Source organism: Mesorhizobium sp. M1252, from assembly GCF_040318265.1.
In the GTDB taxonomy this organism is placed as follows: domain Bacteria; phylum Pseudomonadota; class Alphaproteobacteria; order Rhizobiales; family Rhizobiaceae; genus Mesorhizobium.
Window position 1 is genome coordinate 280,595 of the sequence record NZ_JAMYLX010000002.1, and the last position, 24,071, is coordinate 304,665.

A 24,071-nucleotide genomic window follows, 5' to 3' on the forward strand; every position below is an offset into this window, starting at 1 on the left:
ACCGGCAATCCATGGCAAAAATCTCCCTCAAGCTCGACGCGCTGATCGACAGCGAGGCTTTGCGCCGCGACATGACGGCGCTGATCTCGGCGGCCAGCGGCATCGAGCCCGGCGCGCGCGTCGGTGCGCTCCGGCTGCTGAAGGATCGGCTGACCGAGGGCCGCAAGGTTGCCGAGCGCATGCTGATGGACGATGGCAGCGGCACGGCCTGCGCCGCCCGGCTGTCGCATCTGATGGACGAGATCATCCGCGCCCTCTACGAGTTCGCCGCGACCCACGTCTACCGGGTGAAAAGCCCCTCGACCGCAGAGCGCATGGCGGTCGTTGCCGTCGGCGGCTATGGCCGCGGCACGCTGGCGCCGGGCTCCGACACCGACCTGTTGTTCCTGCTGCCCTACAAGCAGACGCCGTGGGGCGAACAGATCGTCGAATATATGCTCTATATGCTGTGGGACCTCGGGTTGAAGGTTGGCCACGCCACCCGCAACATCGACGAGTGTCTCAGGCTGTCGCGCAGCGATATCACCATCCGCACCACGATCCTGGAAGCGCGGTTCCTGTGGGGCGAACAGAAGCTCTTCGACGAATTGCTCACCCGCTTCGACCATGAAGTGGTGCGCACCACCGGACCGGAATATGTGCAGGCCAAGCTCGCCGAACGCGACGATCGCCATGCCAAGGCCGGCGAAAGCCGCTATCTGGTCGAGCCCAACGTCAAGGACGGCAAGGGCGGCCTGCGCGATTTGCAGACGCTGTTCTGGATCGCCAAGTATTTTTATCGCGTGCGCACCGGCGAGGAATTGGTCGACAAGGCTGTGTTCACCGAGGCCGAATACCGGGAATTCCTCAAGGCCGAGGATTTCCTCTGGGCGGTGCGCTGCCACATGCATTTCCTCACCGGCAAGGCCGAGGAACGGCTGCATTTCGACATCCAGCGCGAGATTGCCGAACGTCTCGGCTACACCACCCATCCCGGTCTGTCGGCGGTCGAGCGCTTCATGAAGCATTACTTCCTCGTCGCCAAGGATGTCGGCGACCTCACCCGCATCTTCTGCGCCGCGCTCGAGGAAGAGCAGGCCAAGCATGTGCCCGGCTTCAACCGCATCTTCCTCACCTTCCAGCGCCGCAAGCGCAAGCTGGCAGGCACGTCGGACTTCATTGTCGACAATCACCGCATCAACGTCGCCGACGACAGCGTGTTCGAGCGCGACCCGGTCAATCTGCTCAGGCTGTTCTGGTTCGCCGACAAGCACGGGCTGGAGTTCCATCCCGATGCGCTGAAGCTGCTCACCCGCTCGCTCGGTCTGGTCAACAAGTCGCTGCGGCGCGACGAGGAGGCCAACCGGCTGTTCCTCGACATCCTGACCTCGGACCGCAATGCCGAGCTTAATTTGCGGCGCATGAACGAGGCCGGCCTGCTCGGCAGGCTGATCCCCGATTTCGGCAGAATAGTCGCCATGATGCAGTTCTCGATGTACCACCACTATACGGTGGACGAGCACCTGATCCGCTGCATCGGCGTCTTGGCCGAGATCGAGCGCGGCGACGGCGAAAAGGTGCATCCGCTCTCGCACACGCTGATGCCGGGGCTAGAGAAGAGCCGCGAGGCGCTCTATGTCGCGGTGCTGCTGCACGACATCGCCAAGGGCCGGCCGGAGGATCACTCAGAGGCCGGCGCCCGGATCGCGCGCCGCATCTGCCCGCATATGGGGCTGTCGGCGGCCGACACCGAGACAGTCGCCTGGCTGGTCGAGAACCATCTCGTGATGTCGATGACGGCGCAGACGCGCGACCTCAACGACCGCAAGACGATCGAGGATTTCGCCTCGATCGTGCAATCGGTCGAGCGGCTGAAAATGCTGTTGATCCTGACCGTCTGCGACATCAGGGGTGTCGGGCCGGGCGTGTGGAACGGCTGGAAGGGCCAGCTCCTGCGCACGCTCTACTACGAGACCGAACTGCTTTTGACCGGCGGCTTCTCGGAAGTGTCGCGCGCCAAGCGGACGGCGGCGGCGCGCGAGCGGCTAGCCGAGGCGCTAGCCGATTGGCCGGACAAGGCCCGCAAGCGCTATGTCGGCCTGCATTACGAGAACTATCTGCTGACGGTCGACCTCCCCGATCAGCTGCGTCATGCCGAATTCATCCGCGAAGCCGACGCGGCAGGCAAGAAGCTCGCCACCGTGGTCAGGACGCACCAATTCGAGGCGGTGACCGAGATCACCGTGCTGGCGCAGGATCATCCGCGCCTGCTTTCGGTTATTGCCGGCGCCTGTGCCGGCGCCGGCGGCAACATCGTCGACGCGCAGATCTTCACCACGTCCGACGGCCGCGCGCTGGACATCATCCTGATCTCACGGGAATTCGACCGCGATGAGGATGAGCGCCGTCGCGCCCAGCGCGTCGGCCGGCTGATCGAGGACGTGCTGTCGGGCAAGAGCTGGCTGCCGGAGATGATCGAGAAGCGCACCCGGCCGCGGCGCGGCGCCAAGGTGTTCAAGATTCCGCCGCGCGCCGAAATCCGCAACACGCTGTCGAACCGGTTTTCGGTGATCGAGGTCGAGGGCCTGGACCGGCCTGGGCTGTTGTCGGAAATCACCAGTGCGTTGTCCGATCTCTCGCTCGACATCGCCTCGGCTCACATCACCACCTTCGGCGAGAAGGTGATCGACACTTTCTATGTCACCGACCTTACGGGGCAGAAGATCGACAACCCGGCACGCACCGCCACCATCCACGCCAGGCTGATCGCGGCGCTTGAAGGCGTTGTCCCAGAGCGCGGCGGCAAGGCCAAGGCGGCGGCCGAGTGACCATCACTTTGTCCCAATCACCCCCTTTGTCCCAATCATCCCCTTTGTCCCAATCATCCAGGCAATCTCCCCGCGCATGAGCCTCGTCAAGAAATTCGCCACGGTTGCGTCCGGCACGCTGATGAGCCGCGCCCTTGGCTTTGGCCGCGAGATGCTGATGGCTGCCGCACTCGGCACCGGGCCGGTGGCGGACGCCTTCAACGCCGCCTTCCAGTTTCCAAACACGTTTCGCCGGCTGTTTGCCGAAGGCGCCTTCAACGCCGCCTTCGTGCCGCTGTTTGCCAAGGAGATCGAGACCCACGGCACCGACGGCGCCAAGCGCTTTTCGGAGGAAGTGTTCGGCGTCCTGTTCACCGCACTTCTGGCGCTGACCATCGTCATGGAATTGGCGATGCCGCTGATCGTGCGCTATCTCGTGGCGCCGGGTTTTGCCGACACGCCGGGCAAATTCGAGACGACCGTCCTGCTGGCGACGATCATGTTCCCGTATCTCATCTGCATGTCGCTCGCAGCGATGATGGCCGGCATGCTGAATTCGCTGCGCCGCTATTTCGCGGCTGCCGTGGCGCCGGCTTTCCTCAACATCATCCTGATCAGCGTGCTCGGCTACGCCTGGTACCACGGCATGGATGCCCGTGAGGTCGGTTTCAGCCTGTCCTGGGGCGTGCTGGCGGCGGGGCTGGTGCAGCTTGCCATCGTCTGGGTGGCGGTGCGCAATGCCGGCATCGCCATCGGCTTTCGCCGGCCGAAGATGACGCCCAACGTCAAGCGCCTGCTGATCCTGGCGCTGCCGGCGGCGATCACCGGCGGCATCACCCAGATCAACCAGCTGATCGGCACGGCGATCGCGTCGGCGCAGGACAGCGCCGTGTCCTCGCTTGCTTACGCCGACCGCATCTACCAGCTGCCGCTCGGCGTCGTCGGCGTCGCGGTGGCCATCGTGCTGTTGCCGGAGCTGTCGCGGGCGCTGAAATCGGGCAATCTGGTCGAGGCGGCCAATCTGCAGAACCGCTCGGTCGAGTTCACCCTGTTCATGACCTTGCCGGCGGCGGCGGCACTGTGGGTGATGGCGGAGCCGATCGTGCGGCTGGTCTATGAGCGCGGCGCCTTCGCCGCCAACGGCTCGACGCCGACAGTGGCCGCAATCCTGGCGATCTTTGGCCTCGGCCTGCCGGCCTTCGTGCTGATCAAGGCTTTCACTCCCGGCTATTTCGCCCGCGAGGACACGCGCACGCCGATGATGTTCGCCGCCATCTCGGTCGGCGTGAACGTGATCACCGCGCTGACGCTGTTCCCGAAAATGGGCGCGCCCGGCATTGCGGTGGCCTCGGCCGTCGCCGGCTGGGTCAACGCGGTGATGCTGCTTGCGGTGCTGATCCGACGTGGCCATTGGGGCCGCGACGTGCCGCTGTTGAAGCGCATTCCGCGTCTTGTGCTGTCGGCGGCGGTGATGGCGACAGCACTCTATTTCGCCGAGCATTGGCTGGCCGTCAGGCTCGGCCCCGGCTCGCCACTGGTGATCAAGGCCGTGACGCTTCTCTCATTGGTGGCCGGCGGGGCGCTGCTCTACTTCGTCACGGCTTTCGCCACCGGCGGCGCCGATTTCGGAATGATCCGGCGCAATGTGAAACGCGGCTCGAGCAAGGCAGCGGCGCCAGCGCCAAACGCCGATCTGGACGAATAGTCCGGGCGAGCTAACAGCAACACCGGTCTTGATCCTCTCCGCCCCTTCGTCCATAAGCGCGCCGTCGCAAGACTTTCGCCGCGCGTGGTTTCCAGCCGCGTGATTGGCTCCGAAAAGTCTGCAACTTTTCGGAATCACGCTTATACGGCCCTCCACAAGCCATGAGGAACCCATGACCGCCTTCAAACAGCTCGTCTTTTCCGGGGTACAGCCGACCGGCAATCTGCATCTCGGCAACTATCTCGGCGCCATCAAGAAATTCGTCGCCCTGCAGGAAACGTCCGACTGCATCTATTGCGTCGTCGACCTGCATTCGCTGACGGCACAACTCGTCCATGACGACCTCGCCGACCAGACCCGCTCGATCACCGCCGCCTTCCTTGCCTCCGGCATCGACCCGAAGAAGCACATCGTCTTCAACCAGTCGCGGGTGATGCAGCATGCCGAGCTTGCCTGGATCTTCAACTGCGTGGCGCGCATCGGCTGGATGAACAAGATGACGCAGTTCAAGGACAAGGCCGGCAAGGACCGCGAAAATGCCTCGCTGGGCCTGCTAGCCTATCCCTCACTGATGGCGGCCGACATCCTGCTCTACCGCGCCACCCATGTGCCGGTGGGCGAGGACCAAAAGCAGCATCTGGAGCTGACCCGCGACATCGCGCAAAAGTTCAATAATGATTTTTCGAGCCGCATCGCCAGTCTTGGCGTCGGCGTCGAGATGCAGGTCGGCGAAGAGACGGTAAACGGGTTCTTCCCGATAACCGAACCGGTGATCGGCGGGCCGGCGGCGCGCATCATGAGCCTGCGCGACGGTTCGAAGAAAATGTCGAAGTCGGACCCGTCCGACCTGTCGCGCATCAATTTGACCGACGATGCCGACACCATCTCGAAGAAGATCCGCAAGGCCAAGACCGACCCGGAAGCGTTGCCAAGCGAAGTCGACGGCCTGGAAAGCCGCCCGGAAGCGGAAAACCTGGTCGGCATCTATGCAGGGCTGGCCGAGATGTCGAAGGCGGACGTGCTGAAGGAATTCGGCGGCCAGCAGTTTTCCGTGTTCAAGCCGGCGCTCGCCGACCTTGCCGTGGAAAAACTGGCGCCGATCGCCGGCGAGATGCGCCGTATCGAGGGCGACCGCGCCTATGTCGACGCGGTGTTGAGAGACGGCGGCGAACGCGCCGGCGCGCTGGCTGAGACCACCATGAAGACGGTACGCGACATTATAGGCCTGTTGCAGGGCTGATCCTACCGTCAGTGCACCGCACCATTCTGGCCCAAGGCCGGCGGCTTGCCGCCGGTCTGCCGCGGTGGCAGATTGCGGCCGAAAACATCGAGTAGATAGACATGGTCTCCAAACGCCTCAGTCGCGAAGCCGGCCATCGCAGGAAATTCCTGACGATCATCGACGACACGCCGGAGTGCGAGCGCGCCGTCGCCTACGCCTCCAAGCGGGCGCAGAGCACCAGCGGCACGCTGGTGCTGCTCTACATCATCACACCGGACGACTTTCAGCACTGGCTGGGCGTCGAGAAGATCATGCGCGAGGAAGCCAATGCCACGGCACGCGCGGCACTCGACGGCTACGCCAACAAGGTGCGCCAGAAGCTTGGCATCGAGCCCGAGATGGTGGTGCGCGAAGGCAAGCCGACCGAAGAGATCCACAAGCTGATCGAGGAAGACCAGGACATCGCCATCCTGGTGCTGGCGGCAGGTGCCGGCAAGGAAGGACCCGGGCCGCTGGTGGGGGCTGTTGCCGGCAAGGGCGCCGCCTTCCCTATTCCGGTCACAGTGGTGCCGCAGAACCTGTCTGACGAGGAGATCGACAGCCTCGCATAGAGAGTGATGCCGGAAGTGTGAAGCGGTTTCGGATAACATCACGATCTGGATTTATAGCCCGCGCGGGATTCATTCCCAGCCAGCAAAAACATTCCGCCAGCCAGCCGTTTTGAGCGACGCGTTTCGCTTGAATGTCCAGCCGATTGAGCCTATTTAGAACTATTCCAAACTAGCTGCCCGACTGGGGCACGGAGACGGCCATGTTCATCCAGACCGAATCGACGCCGAACCCGGCAACGCTGAAGTTCCTGCCCGGCAAGGAAGTCCTTGTTGAAGGCACCGCCGATTTCCGCGACGCCGACAGTGCAGCCAGCGCATCGCCGCTGGCCGGCCGGCTGTTCGAGATCCCCGGCGTGACCGGCGTCTTCTTCGGCTATGACTTCATCACCGTGACCAAGGACGGCCCGGACTGGCAGCACCTGAAGCCGGCGATCCTGGGCGCCATCATGGAGCATTTCATGTCGGGCGCGCCCGTGATGATCAACGCCGGCCCCGCCGCCGAGACCAGCCAGACCGGCGAATTCTACGACAAGGCCGATGAGCAACTGGTCATCACCATCAAGGAACTGCTCGACACCAGGGTGCGCCCGGCGGTTGCCCAGGATGGCGGCGACATCACCTTCCGCGGCTTCGAGAACGGCACCGTGTTCCTGCACATGAAGGGCGCCTGCGCCGGCTGCCCGTCCTCGACGGCGACGCTGAAGCACGGCATCCAGAACCTGCTCCGCCACTTCGTGCCGGAAGTACAGCAGGTCGAGCAGGTCTCCTAAGACCCCTTCACGCATTCGAGCGAGCAACAAAAAACCGGGCCAGATTGCCCGGTTTTCTGTTTTGGACGTCCGTTGTTGCCTAGACGGTCCGCGTACGAAGGGTAACGCCTATTTTGACCATGATCTTCCCGAAAACCGGTTCCACTTTTCGCTTTCGTGGACCTCGGTTCCGGATCATGGTCCTACATCACGATGACCTTGGCACCGACCGACGTGCGGTCGTAGAGGTCGATGATGTCCTGGTTCATCAGCCGGATGCAGCCTGACGACATCGCCTTGCCGATCGAATTCCATTCCGGACTGCCGTGCAGGCGGTAGCCCATATCACCGCCCTTGTTGAACAGATACATGGCGCGCGCGCCGAGCGGGTTCTTCAGGCCCGGCTCCATGCCGCTCGCGAACTTCGCTAGCTCCGGCTGGCGCTGGATCATCTGCCGCGGCGGCGTCCAGGTAGGCCATTCGCGCTTCAGCGCGATATGGGCGGTCCCGTGCCATTCAAAGCCTTCGCGGCCGACGCCGATCCCGTAGCGGATCGCCCGGCCGTCGCCTTCGACGAAGTAGAGAAACTTGTTCTGGGTATCGACGACAATGGTGCCCGGCTTTTCCGAGGTGTCGTAGTTCACCTCTTGCCGGTGGTACTTCAGCGGCACCCTCTCGATCGGGATGCGCGGCAGTTGGTAGCCTGCATCGTTCACCGAACCGTAGTTGTTGGTGAACAGTTGCGAGCCGATCGTGCTGCAACCCGAGATCGCGGCCGACAACGCAAGTGCGGCGACGATTGCAAATGACTTCATGCGCATGAAATGGTCCGATGCCCCGCCAAGATGTCGCGACACGTTACGGCCGCTTTTCCTGAAATCATTCATGCTGGCATTTGCTTTGCTTGCCAAGCGCGCGATGCCTATATGCAGGAGCTTACGTGCCGGTAAGCCGTCAACTATGGCATTTCGGCAACAGGACTCACGGGATTGTGAAGGAAAAACAATGGGCGGCCCTGTCGGATAGCCTAGAATCAGGGAACCACATCGAGGAATCACAATGAATGTAGGCGATGCCGCGGCGCGGTCCGGCCTGCCGGCCAAGACCATCCGCTACTATGAAGAGATCGGCCTGATCGCCCCGGAGCGCGCCGGCAATGGCTATCGCGATTATTCCAGCGACGACATCCATCGGCTAGCCTTCCTGCGCCGCGCTCGCAACCTCGGCTTTTCAATCGACGATTGCCGGCAGCTGATGGCGCTCTACCGGGACCGCAGCCGCGCCAGCCACGATGTGCGCGAGATTGCCGCCGCCCATGTGAGCGCCATCGAGGAAAAGGTGCGCGAGCTGCAGTCGATGCGCACGACCTTGCAGACGCTGATCCAGGCCTGCCATGGTGACGACCGGCCGGATTGCCCGATTTTGGATGACATTGCGGGGGCTGCGCAGGCCGCAGACAGGCGGGCCACGGTTTGAAGCACGGGCGCCGGGATAGACTGGGCGCCGGACGCGCAAGAAAAACCTCCAAAGGTCTATATCTCATTTGGCTAAAATTACGGAACGTCCAATGGACAAGAACGGAACCAAAGCGGTTACATCAGACCTTTGCGCTCACGACGTAAGACCTTAGTCCGGCCGATTTATAGCTAAGAACGGAAGTCGATCGGCACGACATAGGGCCGCTGCGGATCAATACATGGTTGACAAACCCATTTGCTCACGACCTTGGCCCTGCTAGTCTCGCGCTTGGGTTTGGGGGTCAAGACATGAATGCCGTTGAGTTTATCGACAAGGTTCTAACGCCGCTCGGTGGCGGGCTTGGCGTCCTGCTGGCATGCCGGTTTTCACCGCAACTTCGTGCGCAGGTCAGGCCTGGTCTGGAATTAGTGATGGCAGTTATTGTCGTGCTGATCCTGGGAGCCATCAAATGGCTCTAGGAGCTACCCAGCCGTAGGGAAGTTACCAATTTCGGAACCAAATTCCGCCTAACGCTTACGAGTCGTCGTTTCGTATACGGCTTGGTCATTTACAAGGTTTCGTATGCATCCGCCCTGATAGCCGCCAGTCGGAACGCGCTATGCTGGTGCGGCGTGGCGTGCAACGGCTGTTGCGGGACATGGGCCCTCTGCATAACTGGCCCACGCTTGCCGCGGCGATAACAGGCCCTGACTGCCTCGATTTTTGATGATATGGCGGGCTTAGGCCGGGCGAAGACAAGGCCGCTTCGGGCAGTGACATAAGCGGCCGGACCTCGCTCATCCGAGACTTCAGGACCTTTTCGGCCATCCCGCTTCTCACAAACGCGGAGATGACACCGATCAGAGATTCGATCCAACGCAGTATTGTCCGCAGTACTTCCCGTAGCGCCTGGCCCATGACGTGACATGCCTCTCGGATCATCAACCGTAGCAGGATTATATTCCTATCTGGCGGAATTTGTCAATCGGATCTTGCCCAACATGGGTTCAAACCGTGAACAAAATCTGGCATGGTGGGTGCCATGCCGATCATTTCGCCGATTCCCCTCAATCCCCTCATCGACGGCCGCCAGTCCGAACGCGCCATGCTGGTGCGGCGCGGCGTGCAGAGGCTGTTGATGCAAATGGGCATGCATGTGCTGCCCGAACTGTCGCTGGCCACCGGGCGGCGCGCCGACCTTGTGGCGCTGACCCGGCAGGGCGATATCTGGATCATCGAGGTCAAATCCTCGATCGAGGATTTCCGCGTCGACCGCAAATGGCCTGACTACCGGCTGCACTCCGACCGCTTCTTCTTCGCCACCCATCCGGGCGTGCCATCGGAGATCTTCCCCGAGGAATGCGGCTTCATCCTCTCCGACGGCTACGGCGCCGAGATTCTGCGCGATGCGCCCGAGCACCGGATGGCGGCGGCAACGCGCAAGGCGCTGATGCTGCGCATCGCACGGGCGGGTGCGGCGCGGCTGCTGGCGGCGGAACTGGCGGGTGTGGCGGTGCCGGCGCTGGCGGGAGAGAGCGAGTAGACGAAGCTCAAGTTCCTCGCCCCGCTTTGCGGGGGCGAGGAACCCAAGAACACCTACTCCACCACCTCCTCCACCCCTGCCGCCGGCGCCATCAGGAGCACGGCGGCACCCAGCAGCGCTGCAACGAAGGACCCCGCCAGGATGCCGACCTTGACGGCGTCCTGCAGCGCCATGTCGTTGGCGAAGGCGAGCAGGCCGATGAACAGGCTCATGGTGAAGCCGATGCCGCAGAGCAGCGAAATGCCGATCATGTGCAGCCAGCCGGCATTGACCGGCAGGTCGGCGAAGCCGAGCCGGATCGCCAGCGCCGAGGAGCCGAAGACGCCGGCCAGCTTGCCCAGCACCAGGCCGGCGGCAACGCCGAGCGTCAGCGGCTCGACCAGGGCAGAGGCGCTGAGGCCGGCCAGCGACACGCCGGCATTGGCAAAGCCGAAAATCGGGATGACGAAGAACGGCACGATCTTGTGCAGGCCGTGCTCCAACCGGTGCAGCGGCGAATGGTCGAGATCGTGCCCGCTGCCGGGAGAAGTTTTCAGCGGAATGGTGAGCGCCAGCGCCACGCCGGCCAGCGTCGCATGCACACCCGATTTCAGCACGAGCACCCACAGCACGGCGCCGAGCACGAGGTAAGGCGTCAGCCTCGTCACCCGCATGCGGTTGAGCACGATGAGCACCGCGATGACGGCGAAGGCCGCACCGAGATAGGCCAGCGACAGGCCGCTTGTGTAGAAGATGGCGATGATGATGACGGCGCCGAGATCGTCGATGATGGCGAGCGCGGTGAGAAATATCTTGAGCGACGCCGGCACGCGGTTGCCGAGCAGCGACAGTACGCCGAGCGCAAAGGCGATATCGGTGGCGGTCGGGATCGCCCAGCCGGAGAGCGCGGCGGCGTTGTTGCGGTTGATGGCGACATAGACCAGTGCGGGAACCAGCATGCCGCCGGCGGCGGCGACGCCTGGCAGCACGCGGCGCGGCCAGGTCGAGAGCTGGCCGTCGAGCATCTCGCGCTTGATCTCGAGGCCGACCAGCAGGAAGAACACCGCCATCAGCCCATCGTTGATCCAGTGCGACACGCTGAGCGGGCCGAGATAGGCGTGGAGAGCGGCGAAATAGGTTTCGGCCAATGGTGAATTGGCGACGATCAGCGCAAGGGCTGCCGCAATCATCAGGATGATGCCCCCCGCCGCCTCGCCGTCGAGGAATTCGCGAAGGATGGATTTCGGCTGCTTGTCGCGCATCTGTGCTCCGTTGCCGGGTTTTCCGGCGGCGTTATTGCCGATGATGGGCAAAGGTCGATGGCACGGCAAGCGCAACTGTTTCCAGCGTTGGCGCCGCCCCAACCAATCCGCTTGGCGCTGCGGCGGACGCATAGGGGGAGAGAAGTGTCACCTATGTATCCGGTTCAAAGTGTTACCCATCTATCGGCTGGACAGCAGCTTCAGCCTCGCCGTCGTCTCCTGCAACGCCGGCGATTGGCGAAACCGGCGATGAGAGCGCCCCTCTCCCCGTCTCTATACGGGGAGAGGATGCCGGCAGGCAGGTGAGGGGCAGCGCTGAGGTTCGGCAATTGGCGGCCGGCGCCGCCGGCGCGTGAACCTCAGCGTGGTGCGCGCTTGGCGAGTATCCGCTGCAGCGTGCGGCGATGCATGTTGAGCCGGCGCGCGGTTTCCGACACGTTGCGGTCGCACATTTCGTAGACGCGCTGGATGTGTTCCCAGCGCACCCGGTCGGCCGACATCGGGTTTTCCGGGGGGGCGGCGCGTTCGCCGGCGGTGCGGGTGAGCGCTGCAAACACGTCGTCGGCGTCAGCCGGCTTCGACAGATAGTCGATGGCGCCGAGCTTCACCGCGGTCACCGCGGTGGCGATGTTGCCGTAGCCGGTGAGGATGACGGTGCGGGCATCGTCGCGCTTCTCGCGGATGGCGGCGACGACGTCGAGGCCGTTGCCGTCGCCGAGCCGCATGTCGACCACCGCATAGGCCGGCGGATGGGCGCGCGCCTTGGCCACCGCCTCCTCGACGCTCTCGGCCGTCTCGACCACGAAACCCCTGGTTTCCATGGCGCGGGCCAGCCGCGTCAGGAACGGCTTGTCATCGTCGACGATGAGCAGCGAGGTGTCCTCGCCTTCGACCATTGCGCCAATTGCTTCTTCGCCAGTCATTATCTTAAAAAATCCTGCTGCCTTAATTTTACGCAGATATAGTTCCTGAACGCCATTGTCCAATTTTGCCGCCTCCGCCGGGCTTTTACGCGGTGTCGAACATCGAGATCCCCACCGATTCCGGGTTGAGGAAGACGGTGCGGGGCCACGATATCTGCACGATGGCGCCCTCGCCCAGCCCGCTCGAATTGCGGAAATCGAGCGTGGCGCCGGAGCGTTCGAGCAAGGTCTTGGCAATGAAGAGCCCGAGTCCAAGGCCACCGCCGGCCTCGTTGCCCTGGCGTGTCGACATATAGGGCTCGCCGATGCGATCGATGATTTCGGGGGGAAAGCCCGGCCCGTCATCGATGATCGAGAAGGTGACGTCGAGTTCGTCCCAGCTCCATCGCACCGTCACACTGTTGCGGGCGAAGTCGACGGCGTTCTCGACCAGATTGCCGAGGCCGTAGATGACCCCGGGGTTGCGTCGTCCCACCGGTTCGGGGCCGACGCGCTCGCCGGGCCGAAGCTTGATCGAGATGCCGAAATCGCGGTGCGGCGCCGTCACCTCCTCGACCAGCGAGGTCAGCGGCAGACGGGACAGATGCGCCTCGCCCTCGGAGGACAGGCTGGTCAGCCGCTTCAGGATCTCGCGGCAGCGCTCGCTCTGCGACCGCAACAGCTTCACATCCTCACCATATTTAAGATCGTTGCCCAGCGCCTTCTCCATTTCCTTGGAGACAAGGGCGATGGTGGCGAGCGGCGTGCCGAGCTCGTGCGCGGCGGCGGCGGCGAGCCCATCCAGCGCCGACAGATGCTGTTCGCGTTGCAACACCAGTTCGGTGGCGGCAAGCGCATTGGCGAGCAGGCGGGCTTCCTCGGCGACGCGGAAGGCATAGATGGCGGTGAAGGCGATCGAGGAAAACACCGCCATCCATATGCCGGCGACATAGATGAATGGCATGGGCAGCGGCGCGCCCTCATACCATGGCAGCGGCTGGTGGAAGAAGACCAGCAACGTGGCCGCCGCCATGACCAGCGCGCCGAGCACCGCAGTCAGCCGGAGCGGCAGCGACGCCGCCGAGATGACGACGGGCACGGTCATCAGCACCGAGAACGGGTTGGTGAGGCCGCCGGTCAAATAGAGCAGGCCGGCAAGCTGCAGGCTGTCGAAGGTCAGGATGAAAAAGGCTGAGAACGGGGTCAGCCGGTGCGCTGCCGGATAGCGGAAGGTCAGCACCAGGTTCAGCCAGGCCGAGCAGGCGACCAGCGCGAAGCAGAGGCTGACCGGCAGCGGGAATTTGAGCCCATAGGCGACGACCAGCACCGTCAGGCTCTGGCCGACAATGGCCAGCCAGCGCAGCCGGATCAGCGTGTTGAGGCGCAGCCGCTGGCTTTGCTGGAAGTCTGGCGCGTGCAGGATGTTGATCATGGCCAAGGATTATAGCCGGGAAAGGACGAGCGCTAGGTCCCTCGCGGTTTGGCGCGGGCGGTGGCCGCAGCGAGCAGCGGATTTTCCGGCCAGACATGGCGGGGATAGCGGCCGCGCATGTCGGTGCGCACATCGGCCCAGGAGCCGCGCCAGAAGCCAGGCAAGTCACGCGTCGTCTGGATCGGCCGGTGCGCCGGCGACAACAGCTCAAGCGTTAGCGGCACGGTGCCGTTGGCGATTGCCGGATGGCGGTCAAGGCCGAACAGTTCCTGCACGCGGATCGCCAGCACCGGCCATTCGCCGTCATAGCGGATCGGCACATGGCTGCCGGACGGCGCGTCGAAATGGGTCGGCGCCAGTGTGCCGATCTTGCGCTGCAAATCATGCGGCACCAGCGCCATCAGGCCTGACGACAGCACGCCGGGTTCGATGGCGGCGAAGGACGCCTTGCCCGACAGGAACGGCAGCAGCCAGTCGTCGAGGCGTTCGAGCAGGGCGGCTTCCGAAACATCGGGCCAAGGCGCGCCGAGGCCGCGATGCAGCCAGCCAAGCCGTTGGCGCAGCGTCTCGCCGTCCTTGCCCCATTCCAGCAGCGACAGGCCGTGCTCGCGCAAGGCATCCAGGATGGCGCGGTCGGCGTCTGTTCCAGTTGGTGCGGGCAGCATGCGCTCCGACAAAGTGATGGCGCCGAGCCTGGCGGTCTCGCGCACGCGCACCGCGCGCCGCTCGCGGTCGAAGCTTGTCTCGCGGCGAGTCTCGATCCTGTCGGAGAGTGCGGCGCGGATGTCGGCCTCGTCGACGGCTGCCGCCGCCGTGATGCGGGCATTTTGCGCCTTGCCTTGCAGATCGGCGACGACCAGCCAGGTCTCACCGGCCAGCGGATCGGCGGCGTCGAGCATGGCGCCGGAGCCGTTGGCGAGCACGAAACGCCCGCGCTCGCCGCGCGCTCTGGCGACACGGTCCGGCCAGGCGTGGATGAGGAGAAGACCGGCAGAAGCGGTTTCGCTGCTCTTGGCGCCGCCCGCCTGCTTCGCCAATCGCCCGGCAAGCTGCCTTGCCGCAACGGCGCGCGGTGACTTTTCCGTGCGGAAGCGCATCAGGCGCCGTTCGAGGTCGGCGCCGTCGCCGCCAAGGCCACGCTCGGTGAGCAGGACGGCTAGCATCGCAGCTTCGAGCGCGTGGCCGCCGCCAGCGGCTTCAGCGACCATGTGTGCGAGCCGCACGGGCAGCCCCAGCTTGCGCATCGCGCCGCCTGCCTCCGTCAGCCGTCCGGCCGCGTCGATGGCGTGCAGCGCCGTGAGCAGCGCCCGCGCCTCGTTAAGCGCGGGAATGGGCGGCGGATCGAGGAAGGAGAGACTTGCGGGATCGGCGACGCCGAAGGCGGCGCAATCGAGCAGCAACCCGGACAGATCGGCTTCCAGAATCTCGGGCGGGCTGAACGCGGGAAGGGCCGCCGTCTGCTCGGCCCGCCACAGCCGAATGGCGACACCTGGCTGCGTGCGTCCGGCGCGACCGGCGCGTTGATCGGCCGACGCCCTGGAAACACGCACCGTCTCCAGCCGGGTCAGGCCGCTCGCCGGCTCGTAGCGCGGCAGCCGCGACAGGCCGGAATCGATGACGACGCGCACGCCGTCGATGGTGATCGAGGTCTCGGCGATCGACGTCGCCAGCACCACCTTGCGGCGACCGGGCGGCGCCGGTTTGATGGCGGCATCCTGCGCCCTGTTGTCGAGCTGGCCGTAGAGCGGCACGATGTCGGTGTCGGCGCCGAGCCGGCCCTGCAGCCGCTCGGCGGTGCGCTCGATCTCGCGCTGTCCCGGCAGGAAGGCGAGCACGCTGCCGCTCTCGCCGGCAAGAGCGGAGCGGATCGCCTTGGCCATGGCGTCTTCGATGGGAACGCCGGCTGGCCGCTCGTCGTATCTGACATCGACGGGGAACGCACGGCCTTGGCTTTCGATCACCGGGGCGCCGGACAGGAGTTTCGCGACGCGCGCGCCATCGAGCGTTGCCGACATCACCAGCAGCCGCAAATCCGGCCGCAGCGCGCCCTGCACGTCGAGCGCCAGCGCCAGGCCGAAATCGCCGTCGAGCGAGCGCTCGTGGAATTCGTCGAAAATCACCGCCGAGACGCCGGGCAGCTCGGGATCGTCTAGGATCATGCGCGCCAGGACGCCTTCGGTGACGACCAGGATTTTTGTCCGGGCCGATGTGCGGTTTTCCATGCGCATGGCATAGCCGACAGTGGCGCCGGGCTCTTCATCAAGCAATTCGGCCATGCGGCGGGCGGCGGCGCGGGCGGCGAGCCGGCGCGGTTCGAGCAGGACGATCTTGCCGGCGACCAGCCAGGGCGCATCGAGCAGCGCCAGCGGCACCAGCGTCGTCTTGCCGGCGCCGGGCGGCGCCACCAGAACGGCGCTGTTGCCGGAGCCGAGCGCCTCGCGCAGGGCCGGCAGCACGGCGGATACCGGAAGCTCCGGCAAGGATCTCGTCGTCATTGCGTCCGCATATCAGCGGTCACCACAACCGTGCAACGGCTCAAAGCCTCGTGCGCGCAAACGGGTTCCAGCGCACCGTGCCCAGCCGCACCTCCTCGCGCACCATGGTGAGCAGGCCGGACGCGCCGACGACGGCCAAGCCGACCAGCGATATCCAGTCCGGATACTCCTGGAAGAACAACGCACCGAGGATCACCGCCCAGACGATCTGCGAATAATGCGTCGGCGCGATGCGGTTGGCCGGTGCGTATTTGGCGGCCAGCAGCTGCAGCAATTGGCCGCCGGCGGTAAAGGCGCCGCCCAGCACCAGCCACAGCAGCTGCATGGCGTTGGGGAGGGTGAACGATGTGGCGATGGTGCCGGCCCCGTTGAACAGCAGCCCGTAACCGATGAGCACGCCGAGCATGGTGGTGCGCTTTTCCTGCTGGGCGAGCGACCGCATCAGGATGACGCTGGCCGCGGCAAGGAAGGCCACCGTGAAGGCGGCAAGGTGTCCGAGATGCAACTCGCCAAAACCTGGCCGCACCACCAGCATGACACCTGCAAAGCCGGCAACCACCGCCAGCCAGCGCCATGGACCGACCTTTTCTTTCAGGATGACGGTCGAGAGAATGGTAACGCAAAGCGGCGCCAGGAAGATCAGTGCATAGGTCTCGGCCAGCGGAATGGTGGTGAAGGCGTAGACGCTGAGCACGCCCGAGGCGATCCCGGCCCAGGCGCGGGCCTGCACCGCCCATGGCCGCCCGGTGCGCCAGAAGTCGCGCCAGCGCTCATCGACTGGGCGGCTGAAAAACAGGAAGCAGCCGGCAAACAGCGTGATGAAGAAGCCGATCTCGAAGACGGTGAACTGTCCGCCAAGGCTCTTGATAACGGCATCGCTGCACGAATAGCTTGCATAGGCGATGAGGGCGAGCAGGATTCCGTTCGTCACGTTTTTCCATTTCCGGGGAGAGTGCAGTGAAGGTATTGGCGCTCGGCGCGCATCCCGACGACATCGAGATATTCATGTTCGGTACGCTGGCTGCCTATGCCACGCAAGGCGCAGAACTGACTTTTGCCGTGGCCACGGATGGCGCCAGGGGCGGCATGGGCGACCCGAGCGTTTTGGCTCGTGTCCGCCGCGACGAGGCGGCGGCCGCTGCGGCGTTGCTCGGCGCAACCCTTCGCTTTCTCGACTTTCCCGACGGCGAACTGGTGGCCGATGCGGCACTGATCGCTTCGCTGAAAGCGCTGATACGCGAGACCGCGGCGGATCTGGTGATCACGCATGCCCCCAACGACTATCACGCCGACCATCGTGCTTTGTCGGACGGCGTGCGCATCGCGGCCTCGTTCGGCGTCCCCGTGCTGCATGCCGACACGATGGGCGGCACCGGCTTTGCGCCGACGCATTACGTCGACATTTCCGCCTACGGCGATATCAAGACGCAGGCGATCCGAGCGCACCAGTCGCAGTGGCCGGAGCAATATGTCGACAGAGCGCGCGTCCAGAATGAGTTTCGCGCCGGGCAATGCAACAGCGTTCCCGGCTCCCTGGCCGAGGCCTTCCGATTCGAGCCGACATTTCCCTTCGCCGACATCCGCGCGCTGCTGCCGCCCGCGCCCCCTGTTCGGCCGGTGACGCCGCAGACGAAAATTATAGGCGACCCCGGCTAAGCAACTTCCGGGCGAGCCGTCCGGCAATCATTTCCCAACGATTTCAATCGCCGTTTCGCCATGTTGCGGCGCAGCGACGAATTCGCTTGCCTTGTTTAGTAAAAATTGCATCACTAAACAAATTACTAAACATCTGCGGCGCACCGCGCCGCCCTGGCGACGCATAGCGCGCCGTGTTTAGCCCCTCGGAGGAGCGAGGGTTGAGGGGTTCTTGAAACGGCCATCCGGGCGCGTTTCGCAAATGGGAGGAAGGCATGAAATCGAGCTTGAAACTGGCGTTGGGGCTGGCCTCGGCGATTACCGCGTCGACAGCCGTCTCGAACGCGGCGCACGCTGAAGACCTGACGCTTTGCTGGGCCGCCTGGGATCCGGCAAACGCGCTGGTCGAACTGTCCAAGGATTTTACCAAGGAAACCGGCATCGGCATGAAATTCGAATTCGTGCCGTGGACCAACTATGCCGACCGCTTCCTCAACGAGCTCAACTCGCACGGCAAACTTTGCGACCTGATCATCGGCGACAGCCAGTGGATCGGCGGCTCGGCCGAGAACGGCCACTACGTCAAGCTGAACGACTTCTTCGACAAGGAGAAGATCAGCATGGACGACTTCGTGCCGGCAACCGTCGTCGGCTATTCCGAATGGCCGAAGAACACGCCGAACTACTGGGCGCTGCCGGCCATGGGCGACGTCGTCGGCTGGACCTACCGCAAGGACTGGTTCTCCAAGCCGGAACTGCAGAAGGAATTCAAGGAAAAGTATGGTTGGGACCTCGGCCCACCGACCACCTTCGACCAGCTGAAGCAGGTCGCCGAGTTCTTCCAGAAGCGCGAGATCGACGGCAAGACCGTCTATGGCGCTTCGATCTACACCGAGCGTGGCTCGGAAGGCATCACCATGGGCGCCATGGACGTGCTCTACAGCTACGGCTTCCAGTATGAAAACCCCAAGAAGCCCTACGAGATGGAAGGCTTCGTCAATTCGCCAGACGCGGTCAAAGGCCTGGAGTTCTACAAGTCGCTCTACGATTGCTGCACGCCTCCGGGTGCCTCGAACAGCTATATGGGCGAAGGCGTCGACGCCTTCAAATCCGGTCAGGTGGCCATGCACATGAACTTCGCCTTCACCTGGCCCGGCCTGCAGAAGGACGAGAATGTCGGCGGTGATAAGATCGGCTACTTCGTCAATCCGAAGGGTCCCGGCGGTGCCCAGTTTGCGCAGCTTGGCGGCCAGGGCATTTCGGTCGTGTCCTATTCAGACAAGCAGGAATCGGCGCTGAAATACATCAAGTGGTTCGCCAACAAGGATGTACAGGCCAAATGGTGGTCGCTCGGCGGCTATTCCTGCCTGAACGCGGTGGTCAAGGACCCGGCCTTCCCGTCCAGCCAGCCCTATGCACAGACCTTCCTCGACTCGATGGCGATCGTGAAGGACTTCTGGGCCGAGCCGAGCTACGCACCGCTGCTGCAGGCGTCGCAGAAGCGCTTCCACGACTATGTCGTTGCCGGCCAGGGTTCGGCCAAGGACGCGCTTGACGGCCTGGTCAAGGACTGGACGCAAGTGTTCCAGGACGACGGCAAGATGTAACCGGACCAACGGCTCCTCCCGAGCCTGACCCCAGAGGCGGATGATTTTCAGGCCGAATCGATCAGAAATCATCCGCCTCAGGGCTAAAAAGAGAGAGAGCATGATGTCGTCCGAAAACCGCTTCACACTTTTCGGCATCATGCTCTTGGTCCCGTGCTGCCCTTGGCACGGGACGCAGTTCAGATAAATTCCAGTGTCGAGACTTGACGTGACCGAAGCAGGACTCACCATGCTCAATCGGACTGCGGAGAACGTTGCCCGGGCGACCCCGGAGCCGTTGGCCCGCAAGGTCCGGGGGATCAGCGACAAGGGCCTCGCCTGGCTGTTCATCTCGCCGACGATCCTGTTGCTCTTGGCCATCAACATCTTCCCGCTGTTCTGGGCGATCTACCTGTCCTTCACCAACTTCCGCGCGAACCGCCCGAACGAGGTGGTGAAAAACCTCGGCTTCGCCAATTACCAGCGCATCCTCGGCGACCAGGACATCTGGATCGCCATGCAGACGACGGCGCATTTCGTGTTCTGGACGATCCTGCTGCAGACGCTGATCGGTTTCACGCTGGCATGGCTGATCGACAGGAAGTTTCGCGGCCACGCCTTCTGGACGACCATCATCCTGGTGCCGATGATGCTGTCGCCGGCGGTGGTCGGCAATTTCTGGCGTTTCCTCTACGAGCCGCAGATCGGCCTGTTCGCCTACGCCATCTCGTTCGTCACCCGGATACCACCGACCGACATCCAGATGCTGTCCAACGTGTCGCTGGCGCCGTGGTCGATCATCATCGTCGACACCTGGATGTGGACGCCCTATGTTATGCTGATCTGTCTCGCCGGCCTGCGCTCCATCCCCGAATACATCTATGAAGCCGCCGAGGTCGACCGCGCGTCCAACTGGCGGCAGTTCTGGTCGATCACGCTGCCGATGGCGCTGCCCTTCATCATGCTGGCGGTGCTGTTTCGCGGCATCGAGAACTTCAAGATGTTCGACATGGTCAACCTGCTGACCGGTGGCGGGCCGGGCTCGACCACCGAGGTCGCCTCGATCACGCTGAAGCGGCAGGCCTTCGAGAGCTGGCGCACCGGATATTCCTCGGCCTTCGCCATCATCCTGTTCGTCGCGGTGTTTGGGCTGGCCAACATCTACGTCAAGGCGCTGAACAAGGTGAAGCAGAGATGAGCCTGACCACCGCCCACTCCGTCGTCGCCCCCTCGGCCAATTCGAAGCGGATCGCCGGCACGATCATCGTGCTCTACGCGCTGATCTCGATCGTGCCGTTGCTGTGGATCTTCGCCACCAGCTTCAAGACGCCGCCGGATTCGATCGCCTATCCGCCCAAGATTCTGTTCCAGCCGAGCATCGAGGGCTATTGCAACCTGTTCACGACGCGCACCAGGCAAACGGCCGAGTATATCAACTCGCTCGGACCCGCGACCGGTTTCTGCGACGAGACCTCGCGCAAGCGCAACATGGTGATTGCCGGCCCGTCCAACTTCCTGCCGCGCTTCGTCAACTCACTGATCATCGCCTTCGGTTCCACCTTCTGCGCCGTATTCCTCGGCACGCTTTCGGCCTACGGTTTCTCGCGCTTCAAGGTGCCGCTGGCCGATGACCTTCTGTTCTTCATCCTGTCGACGCGCTTCATGCCACCGATCGCGGTCGCGATTCCCATCTACCTGATGTACCGCGAGCTCGGCCTGTCCGACACCGCGCTCGGCATGATCCTGCTCTACACCGCGGTCAACGTGTCGCTCGCGGTGTGGCTGCTGAAAGGCTTCATCGACGAGATCCCGCGCGAGTATGAAGAAGCGGCGATGATCGACGGCTATACCAGGCTGCAGGCCTTCTGGCGCACCGTGCTGCCGCAAGCGACTACCGGCATCGCCGCGACCGCCATCTTCTGCCTGATCTTCGCCTGGAACGAATATGCGTTCGCCGCACTCCTGACCTCCGGCACCGCGCAGACCGCGCCGCCCTTCATCCCGACCATCATCGGCGAAGGCGGCCAGGACTGGCCGGCGGTGGCGGCCGGCACGACCATCTTCCTGGTGCCGATCCTGCTCTCCACCAACCTGCTTCCAAAACAATTCCTCGGCGGCATAAGTTTGGGGGGGGGGCCAAAATTTTGGGGGTGCCTGGGCGACCCCCACCCCGTCGAGCTTCGCTCGACACCTCTCCCCCGATCGACGGGGTAGAGGAAGGACGCGAACTTCATTCAGCCAGGCTCCCTTCCTCTCCCTCCGGAGGGGGGAGAGGTGGCGCTGCGAAGCAGCGACGGAGTGGGGGAACCACCTGGCAACCGTCTCGCCCCGTTGCCGGGCAGAAGGAAGGAAGCTGCGCATGACGCGCCCAGCCATCTCCAAAAAGTCATCCTGGCCTCGCTGGGCCCGGCGCGGCCTGATGGAAAACATCGCCACGACGCTGATCGCCATTGGATTCCTGATGCTGTTCCAGCCCTTCGCGCTGGCGCTCTACACCTACTCCTTCATCACCATGCTCGCCGGCACGGTGATGTTCATCATCGTCTCGAAGTTCCCGGAATAATCATGGCCGAAATCCGCGTCCAACATTTGAGAAAGGCCTTCGGCGATTTCGTCGCGGTGCAGGATTCCAGCTTCGTCGTCGAAGATGGTGAGTTCTTCGTCATGCTTGGTCCCTCGGGCTGCGGCAAGACGACGACGCTGCGCATGGTCGCCGGCCTCGAATTGCCGACCGGCGGCCAGATCCTGCTCGGCGGCGAGGACGTCACCATGCGCCGGGCGCGCGAACGCGACATCGCCTTCGTCTTCCAGCTGTTCGCGCTCTATCCGCATATGAACGTGCGCAAGAACATCGGCTTCCCGCTTCTCGCGCAAGGCATGCCCTCGGCCGAGATTCGAAGCCGTGTCGAGGAAACGGCGAAGCTGCTGCGCATCGACCATCTGCTCAACAAATCGGTCTCGGGCCTTGCCGGCGGTGACCGCCAGCGCGTGGCGCTCGGTCGCGCCATCGTGCGACGGCCAAAATGCTTCCTGATGGACGAGCCGCTCGGCACGCTCGACACCGAATTCCGCGATCTGATGGTGCATGAGCTGCGCGAGCTGCACAACCGCATCCACGCCACCACCGTCTATGTCACGCACGACCAGATGGAAGCGATGTCGATGGCCGACAAGATCGCCGTGATGAACCATGGCGTTATCGAACAGTTCGGCAGCCCGCGCGAAATCTACGACCGCCCGGCAACCATGTTCGTCGCCGACTTCATCGGCTCGCCGCCGATGAATTTCCTGGGCTTCGGTGGCGGGCTGGCGAAGGGGGCGAAGGAAATCGTCGTCCAGGGCGCCAAGGTGGCGGTGCCGGAAGTGCGCGAGGAAATTGCGCCCGCCGACATGGCGCTCGGCATCCGTCCCGAGCACATCCGTTTCGACGATGCGTCGAAACTGCGCGGCACCATCTACGGCACCGAATATCTCGGCACGACGCAGATCGTGGCGGTGGAGACGGCGGACGGCATCATCAAGGCGCGGGTGCCGGCCGAAATCCGGCTCGCTGCCGGCGATCATGTCGGGCTGACGTTGAACAGCGCGCGGCTGTCGCTGTTCGACAAGGGCTCGGGTCGGGCGGTGCGCACCGCGATCCACGATACCGCCTCTCAAGGGAGAGCGCAGCATGGCTGACGTGCACATCAAGGGCGTGACCAAAAGCTTCGGCGACCATGTCGCCGTCGATGGCCTCGACCTTAACATCGCCGATGGCGAATTCGTCGTGCTGCTCGGCCCGACCGGCGCCGGCAAGACGACGACGCTGAGATTGATCGCCGGACTGGAGCGGCCGGATGGCGGCACGATCCATATTGGCGACCACGATGCGACGACGCTGTCGCCGGCCGAGCGCGACACCGCTTTCGTCTTCCAGCAATATTCGCTCTACCCGCATCTGTCAGTCTACGACAACCTCGCCTTCCCGCTGCGCTCGCCGGCGCGGAAAGTACCGGAGGACCAGATTCGCCGCCGCGTCGAAGAGGTGGCAAAGATGGTGCGCATCCACCACAAGCTCGCCAACCGCTCGACCAAGCTTTCGGGTGGCGAAATGCAGCGCGTCGCCATTGGGCGCGCGCTGGTGCGCAAGCCGTCGATCTATTTGATGGACGAGCCGCTGTCGTCGCTCGACGCCAAATTGCGCGCCGATCTCAGGCTCGAACTCAAGCGCATCCAAGCCGAGCTCGGCGCCACCATGCTCTATGTCACGCACGACCAGATCGAGGCGATGACCATGGCGGACCGCATCGGCATCCTCAACAATGGCGTGCTGGTGCAGATCGGCACGCCGCGCACCATCTATTCCGAGCCGGCAAACCTTCATGTCGCCGCACGGCTCGGCCAGCCGGCGATCAATCTGCTGCCAGCGGGACTGCTGCCTGATGGTGGGGCGCCGACCGGAACCAAGACCATCGGCGCGCGCACCGAGCATCTGTCGATCGAGAAGACCGCAAACGGCCATGCCGACGGCGTCGTCGACTGGGTCGAACATCTCGGGGACCAGAACCATCTGCATGTTACGGTCGGCCCGAAGAAACTGGTGACGCTCACCGACCCCGATACGGATCTGGCCGAGGGCGACAAAGTGGTGATCCGCTACCGCTCGCCACTTTATTTCGGCGCCGACGGACAAAGACTGATGTGAGGTTTTCGGTGTCTCGCCAAGG

20 protein-coding genes and 1 pseudogene are annotated in these 24,071 nt (G+C 63.8%); 15 read left to right on the forward strand and 6 right to left on the reverse strand.

From position 1 onward, the window contains the following. Positions 1 to 11 precede the first annotated feature (11 nt). The 5 genes from NKH22_RS04890 (at position 12) to NKH22_RS04910 (ending at position 7,094) form a co-directional block, all read left to right on the forward strand. A complete protein-coding gene (locus tag NKH22_RS04890) occupies positions 12 to 2,807 on the forward strand; it encodes a [protein-PII] uridylyltransferase (protein WP_352909052.1) in 2,796 nt (931 codons plus the stop codon). A gap of 76 nt (positions 2,808 to 2,883) precedes the next feature. Beyond that, on the forward strand, positions 2,884 to 4,491 hold the full coding sequence (gene murJ / locus NKH22_RS04895; RefSeq protein WP_352651193.1) for a murein biosynthesis integral membrane protein MurJ: 1,608 nt from the start codon (positions 2,884 to 2,886) through the stop codon (positions 4,489 to 4,491). Between the two features lie 172 nt (positions 4,492 to 4,663). After that, positions 4,664 to 5,731: a tryptophan--tRNA ligase gene (gene trpS / locus NKH22_RS04900; RefSeq protein WP_352514575.1), complete on the forward strand. Its 1,068-nt coding sequence runs from the start codon at positions 4,664 to 4,666 to the stop codon at positions 5,729 to 5,731. A 101-nt stretch (positions 5,732 to 5,832) separates the two neighbouring features. Further along, the gene (locus NKH22_RS04905; protein WP_023672856.1) at positions 5,833 to 6,324 is read left to right on the forward strand and encodes a universal stress protein; all 492 of its coding nucleotides are present in this window, start codon (positions 5,833 to 5,835) and stop codon (positions 6,322 to 6,324) included. 200 nt (positions 6,325 to 6,524) lie between these two features. Continuing rightward, positions 6,525 to 7,094 carry a NifU family protein gene (locus tag NKH22_RS04910; RefSeq protein WP_352534560.1) on the forward strand — a complete coding sequence of 190 codons (570 nt, stop codon included), beginning with the start codon at positions 6,525 to 6,527 and terminating at the stop codon, positions 7,092 to 7,094. Between the two features lie 182 nt (positions 7,095 to 7,276). Here the strand turns inward: NKH22_RS04910 and NKH22_RS04915 are convergent, their stop codons facing one another. After that, complete coding sequence (locus NKH22_RS04915) at positions 7,277 to 7,894, reverse strand: L,D-transpeptidase (protein ID WP_023692663.1); 618 nt, start codon at positions 7,892 to 7,894, stop codon at positions 7,277 to 7,279. 238 nt (positions 7,895 to 8,132) lie between these two features. Between NKH22_RS04915 and cueR the strand changes: the two genes are divergently transcribed. The 3 genes from cueR to NKH22_RS04930 all read left to right on the forward strand — a co-directional run bounded on the left by cueR (position 8,133) and on the right by NKH22_RS04930 (position 10,074). Further along, positions 8,133 to 8,549, forward strand: coding sequence for a Cu(I)-responsive transcriptional regulator (gene cueR / locus NKH22_RS04920; RefSeq protein ID WP_023698939.1), 417 nt, complete (start codon positions 8,133 to 8,135; stop codon positions 8,547 to 8,549). Between the two features lie 290 nt (positions 8,550 to 8,839). Further along, on the forward strand, positions 8,840 to 9,010 hold the full coding sequence (locus tag NKH22_RS04925) for a hypothetical protein (RefSeq protein ID WP_023685143.1): 171 nt from the start codon (positions 8,840 to 8,842) through the stop codon (positions 9,008 to 9,010). 563 nt (positions 9,011 to 9,573) lie between these two features. Further along, on the forward strand, positions 9,574 to 10,074 hold the full coding sequence (locus tag NKH22_RS04930; RefSeq protein WP_023692665.1) for an MmcB family DNA repair protein: 501 nt from the start codon (positions 9,574 to 9,576) through the stop codon (positions 10,072 to 10,074). A gap of 53 nt (positions 10,075 to 10,127) precedes the next feature. Here the strand turns inward: NKH22_RS04930 and nhaA are convergent, their stop codons facing one another. The 5 genes from nhaA to NKH22_RS04955 form a co-directional block, all read right to left on the reverse strand. Further along, the gene (nhaA, locus tag NKH22_RS04935; RefSeq protein WP_352909055.1) at positions 10,128 to 11,315 is read right to left on the reverse strand and encodes a Na+/H+ antiporter NhaA; all 1,188 of its coding nucleotides are present in this window, start codon (positions 11,313 to 11,315) and stop codon (positions 10,128 to 10,130) included. 359 nt (positions 11,316 to 11,674) lie between these two features. After that, positions 11,675 to 12,238 carry an ActR/PrrA/RegA family redox response regulator transcription factor gene (locus NKH22_RS04940; RefSeq protein WP_023672848.1) on the reverse strand — a complete coding sequence of 188 codons (564 nt, stop codon included), beginning with the start codon at positions 12,236 to 12,238 and terminating at the stop codon, positions 11,675 to 11,677. Positions 12,239 to 12,323: 85 nt separating this feature from the next. Beyond that, positions 12,324 to 13,649 carry an ActS/PrrB/RegB family redox-sensitive histidine kinase gene (locus tag NKH22_RS04945; protein ID WP_352909200.1) on the reverse strand — a complete coding sequence of 442 codons (1,326 nt, stop codon included), beginning with the start codon at positions 13,647 to 13,649 and terminating at the stop codon, positions 12,324 to 12,326. A 32-nt stretch (positions 13,650 to 13,681) separates the two neighbouring features. Then, on the reverse strand, positions 13,682 to 16,144 hold the full coding sequence (hrpB, locus tag NKH22_RS04950; protein ID WP_352909056.1) for an ATP-dependent helicase HrpB: 2,463 nt from the start codon (positions 16,142 to 16,144) through the stop codon (positions 13,682 to 13,684). A gap of 40 nt (positions 16,145 to 16,184) precedes the next feature. Further along, positions 16,185 to 17,075 (reverse strand): DMT family transporter, encoded by an 891-nt coding sequence (locus NKH22_RS04955; protein ID WP_023702319.1) that lies wholly within the window; start codon positions 17,073 to 17,075, stop codon positions 16,185 to 16,187. Between the two features lie 26 nt (positions 17,076 to 17,101). Here NKH22_RS04955 and NKH22_RS04960 point away from each other — a divergent pair, with 26 nt between their 5' ends. From NKH22_RS04960 to NKH22_RS04990, 7 genes and pseudogenes are all read left to right on the forward strand, one after another. Next, positions 17,102 to 17,800, forward strand: coding sequence for a PIG-L deacetylase family protein (locus NKH22_RS04960; protein WP_023715560.1), 699 nt, complete (start codon positions 17,102 to 17,104; stop codon positions 17,798 to 17,800). A 254-nt stretch (positions 17,801 to 18,054) separates the two neighbouring features. Further along, entirely contained in the window at positions 18,055 to 19,386 is a 1,332-nt protein-coding gene (locus tag NKH22_RS04965) for an ABC transporter substrate-binding protein (RefSeq protein WP_023684201.1), read from the forward strand. A 229-nt stretch (positions 19,387 to 19,615) separates the two neighbouring features. Beyond that, the gene (locus tag NKH22_RS04970; RefSeq protein ID WP_031198535.1) at positions 19,616 to 20,563 is read left to right on the forward strand and encodes a carbohydrate ABC transporter permease; all 948 of its coding nucleotides are present in this window, start codon (positions 19,616 to 19,618) and stop codon (positions 20,561 to 20,563) included. Then, positions 20,560 to 21,495 (forward strand): annotated as a pseudogene (locus tag NKH22_RS04975) (carbohydrate ABC transporter permease); the annotation flags it as partial. The gene NKH22_RS04970 and the pseudogene NKH22_RS04975, both read left to right, overlap by 4 nt. Positions 21,496 to 21,724: 229 nt before the next feature. Continuing rightward, positions 21,725 to 21,928, forward strand: coding sequence for a hypothetical protein (locus NKH22_RS04980; protein WP_023668776.1), 204 nt, complete (start codon positions 21,725 to 21,727; stop codon positions 21,926 to 21,928). Positions 21,929 to 21,930: 2 nt separating this feature from the next. Beyond that, a complete protein-coding gene (locus tag NKH22_RS04985) occupies positions 21,931 to 23,043 on the forward strand; it encodes an ABC transporter ATP-binding protein (RefSeq protein WP_023707800.1) in 1,113 nt (370 codons plus the stop codon). Next, positions 23,036 to 24,049, forward strand: coding sequence for an ABC transporter ATP-binding protein (locus NKH22_RS04990; protein ID WP_023806151.1), 1,014 nt, complete (start codon positions 23,036 to 23,038; stop codon positions 24,047 to 24,049). The genes NKH22_RS04985 and NKH22_RS04990 overlap by 8 nt, the downstream gene beginning before the upstream one ends. Positions 24,050 to 24,071: the final 22 nt, after the last annotated feature.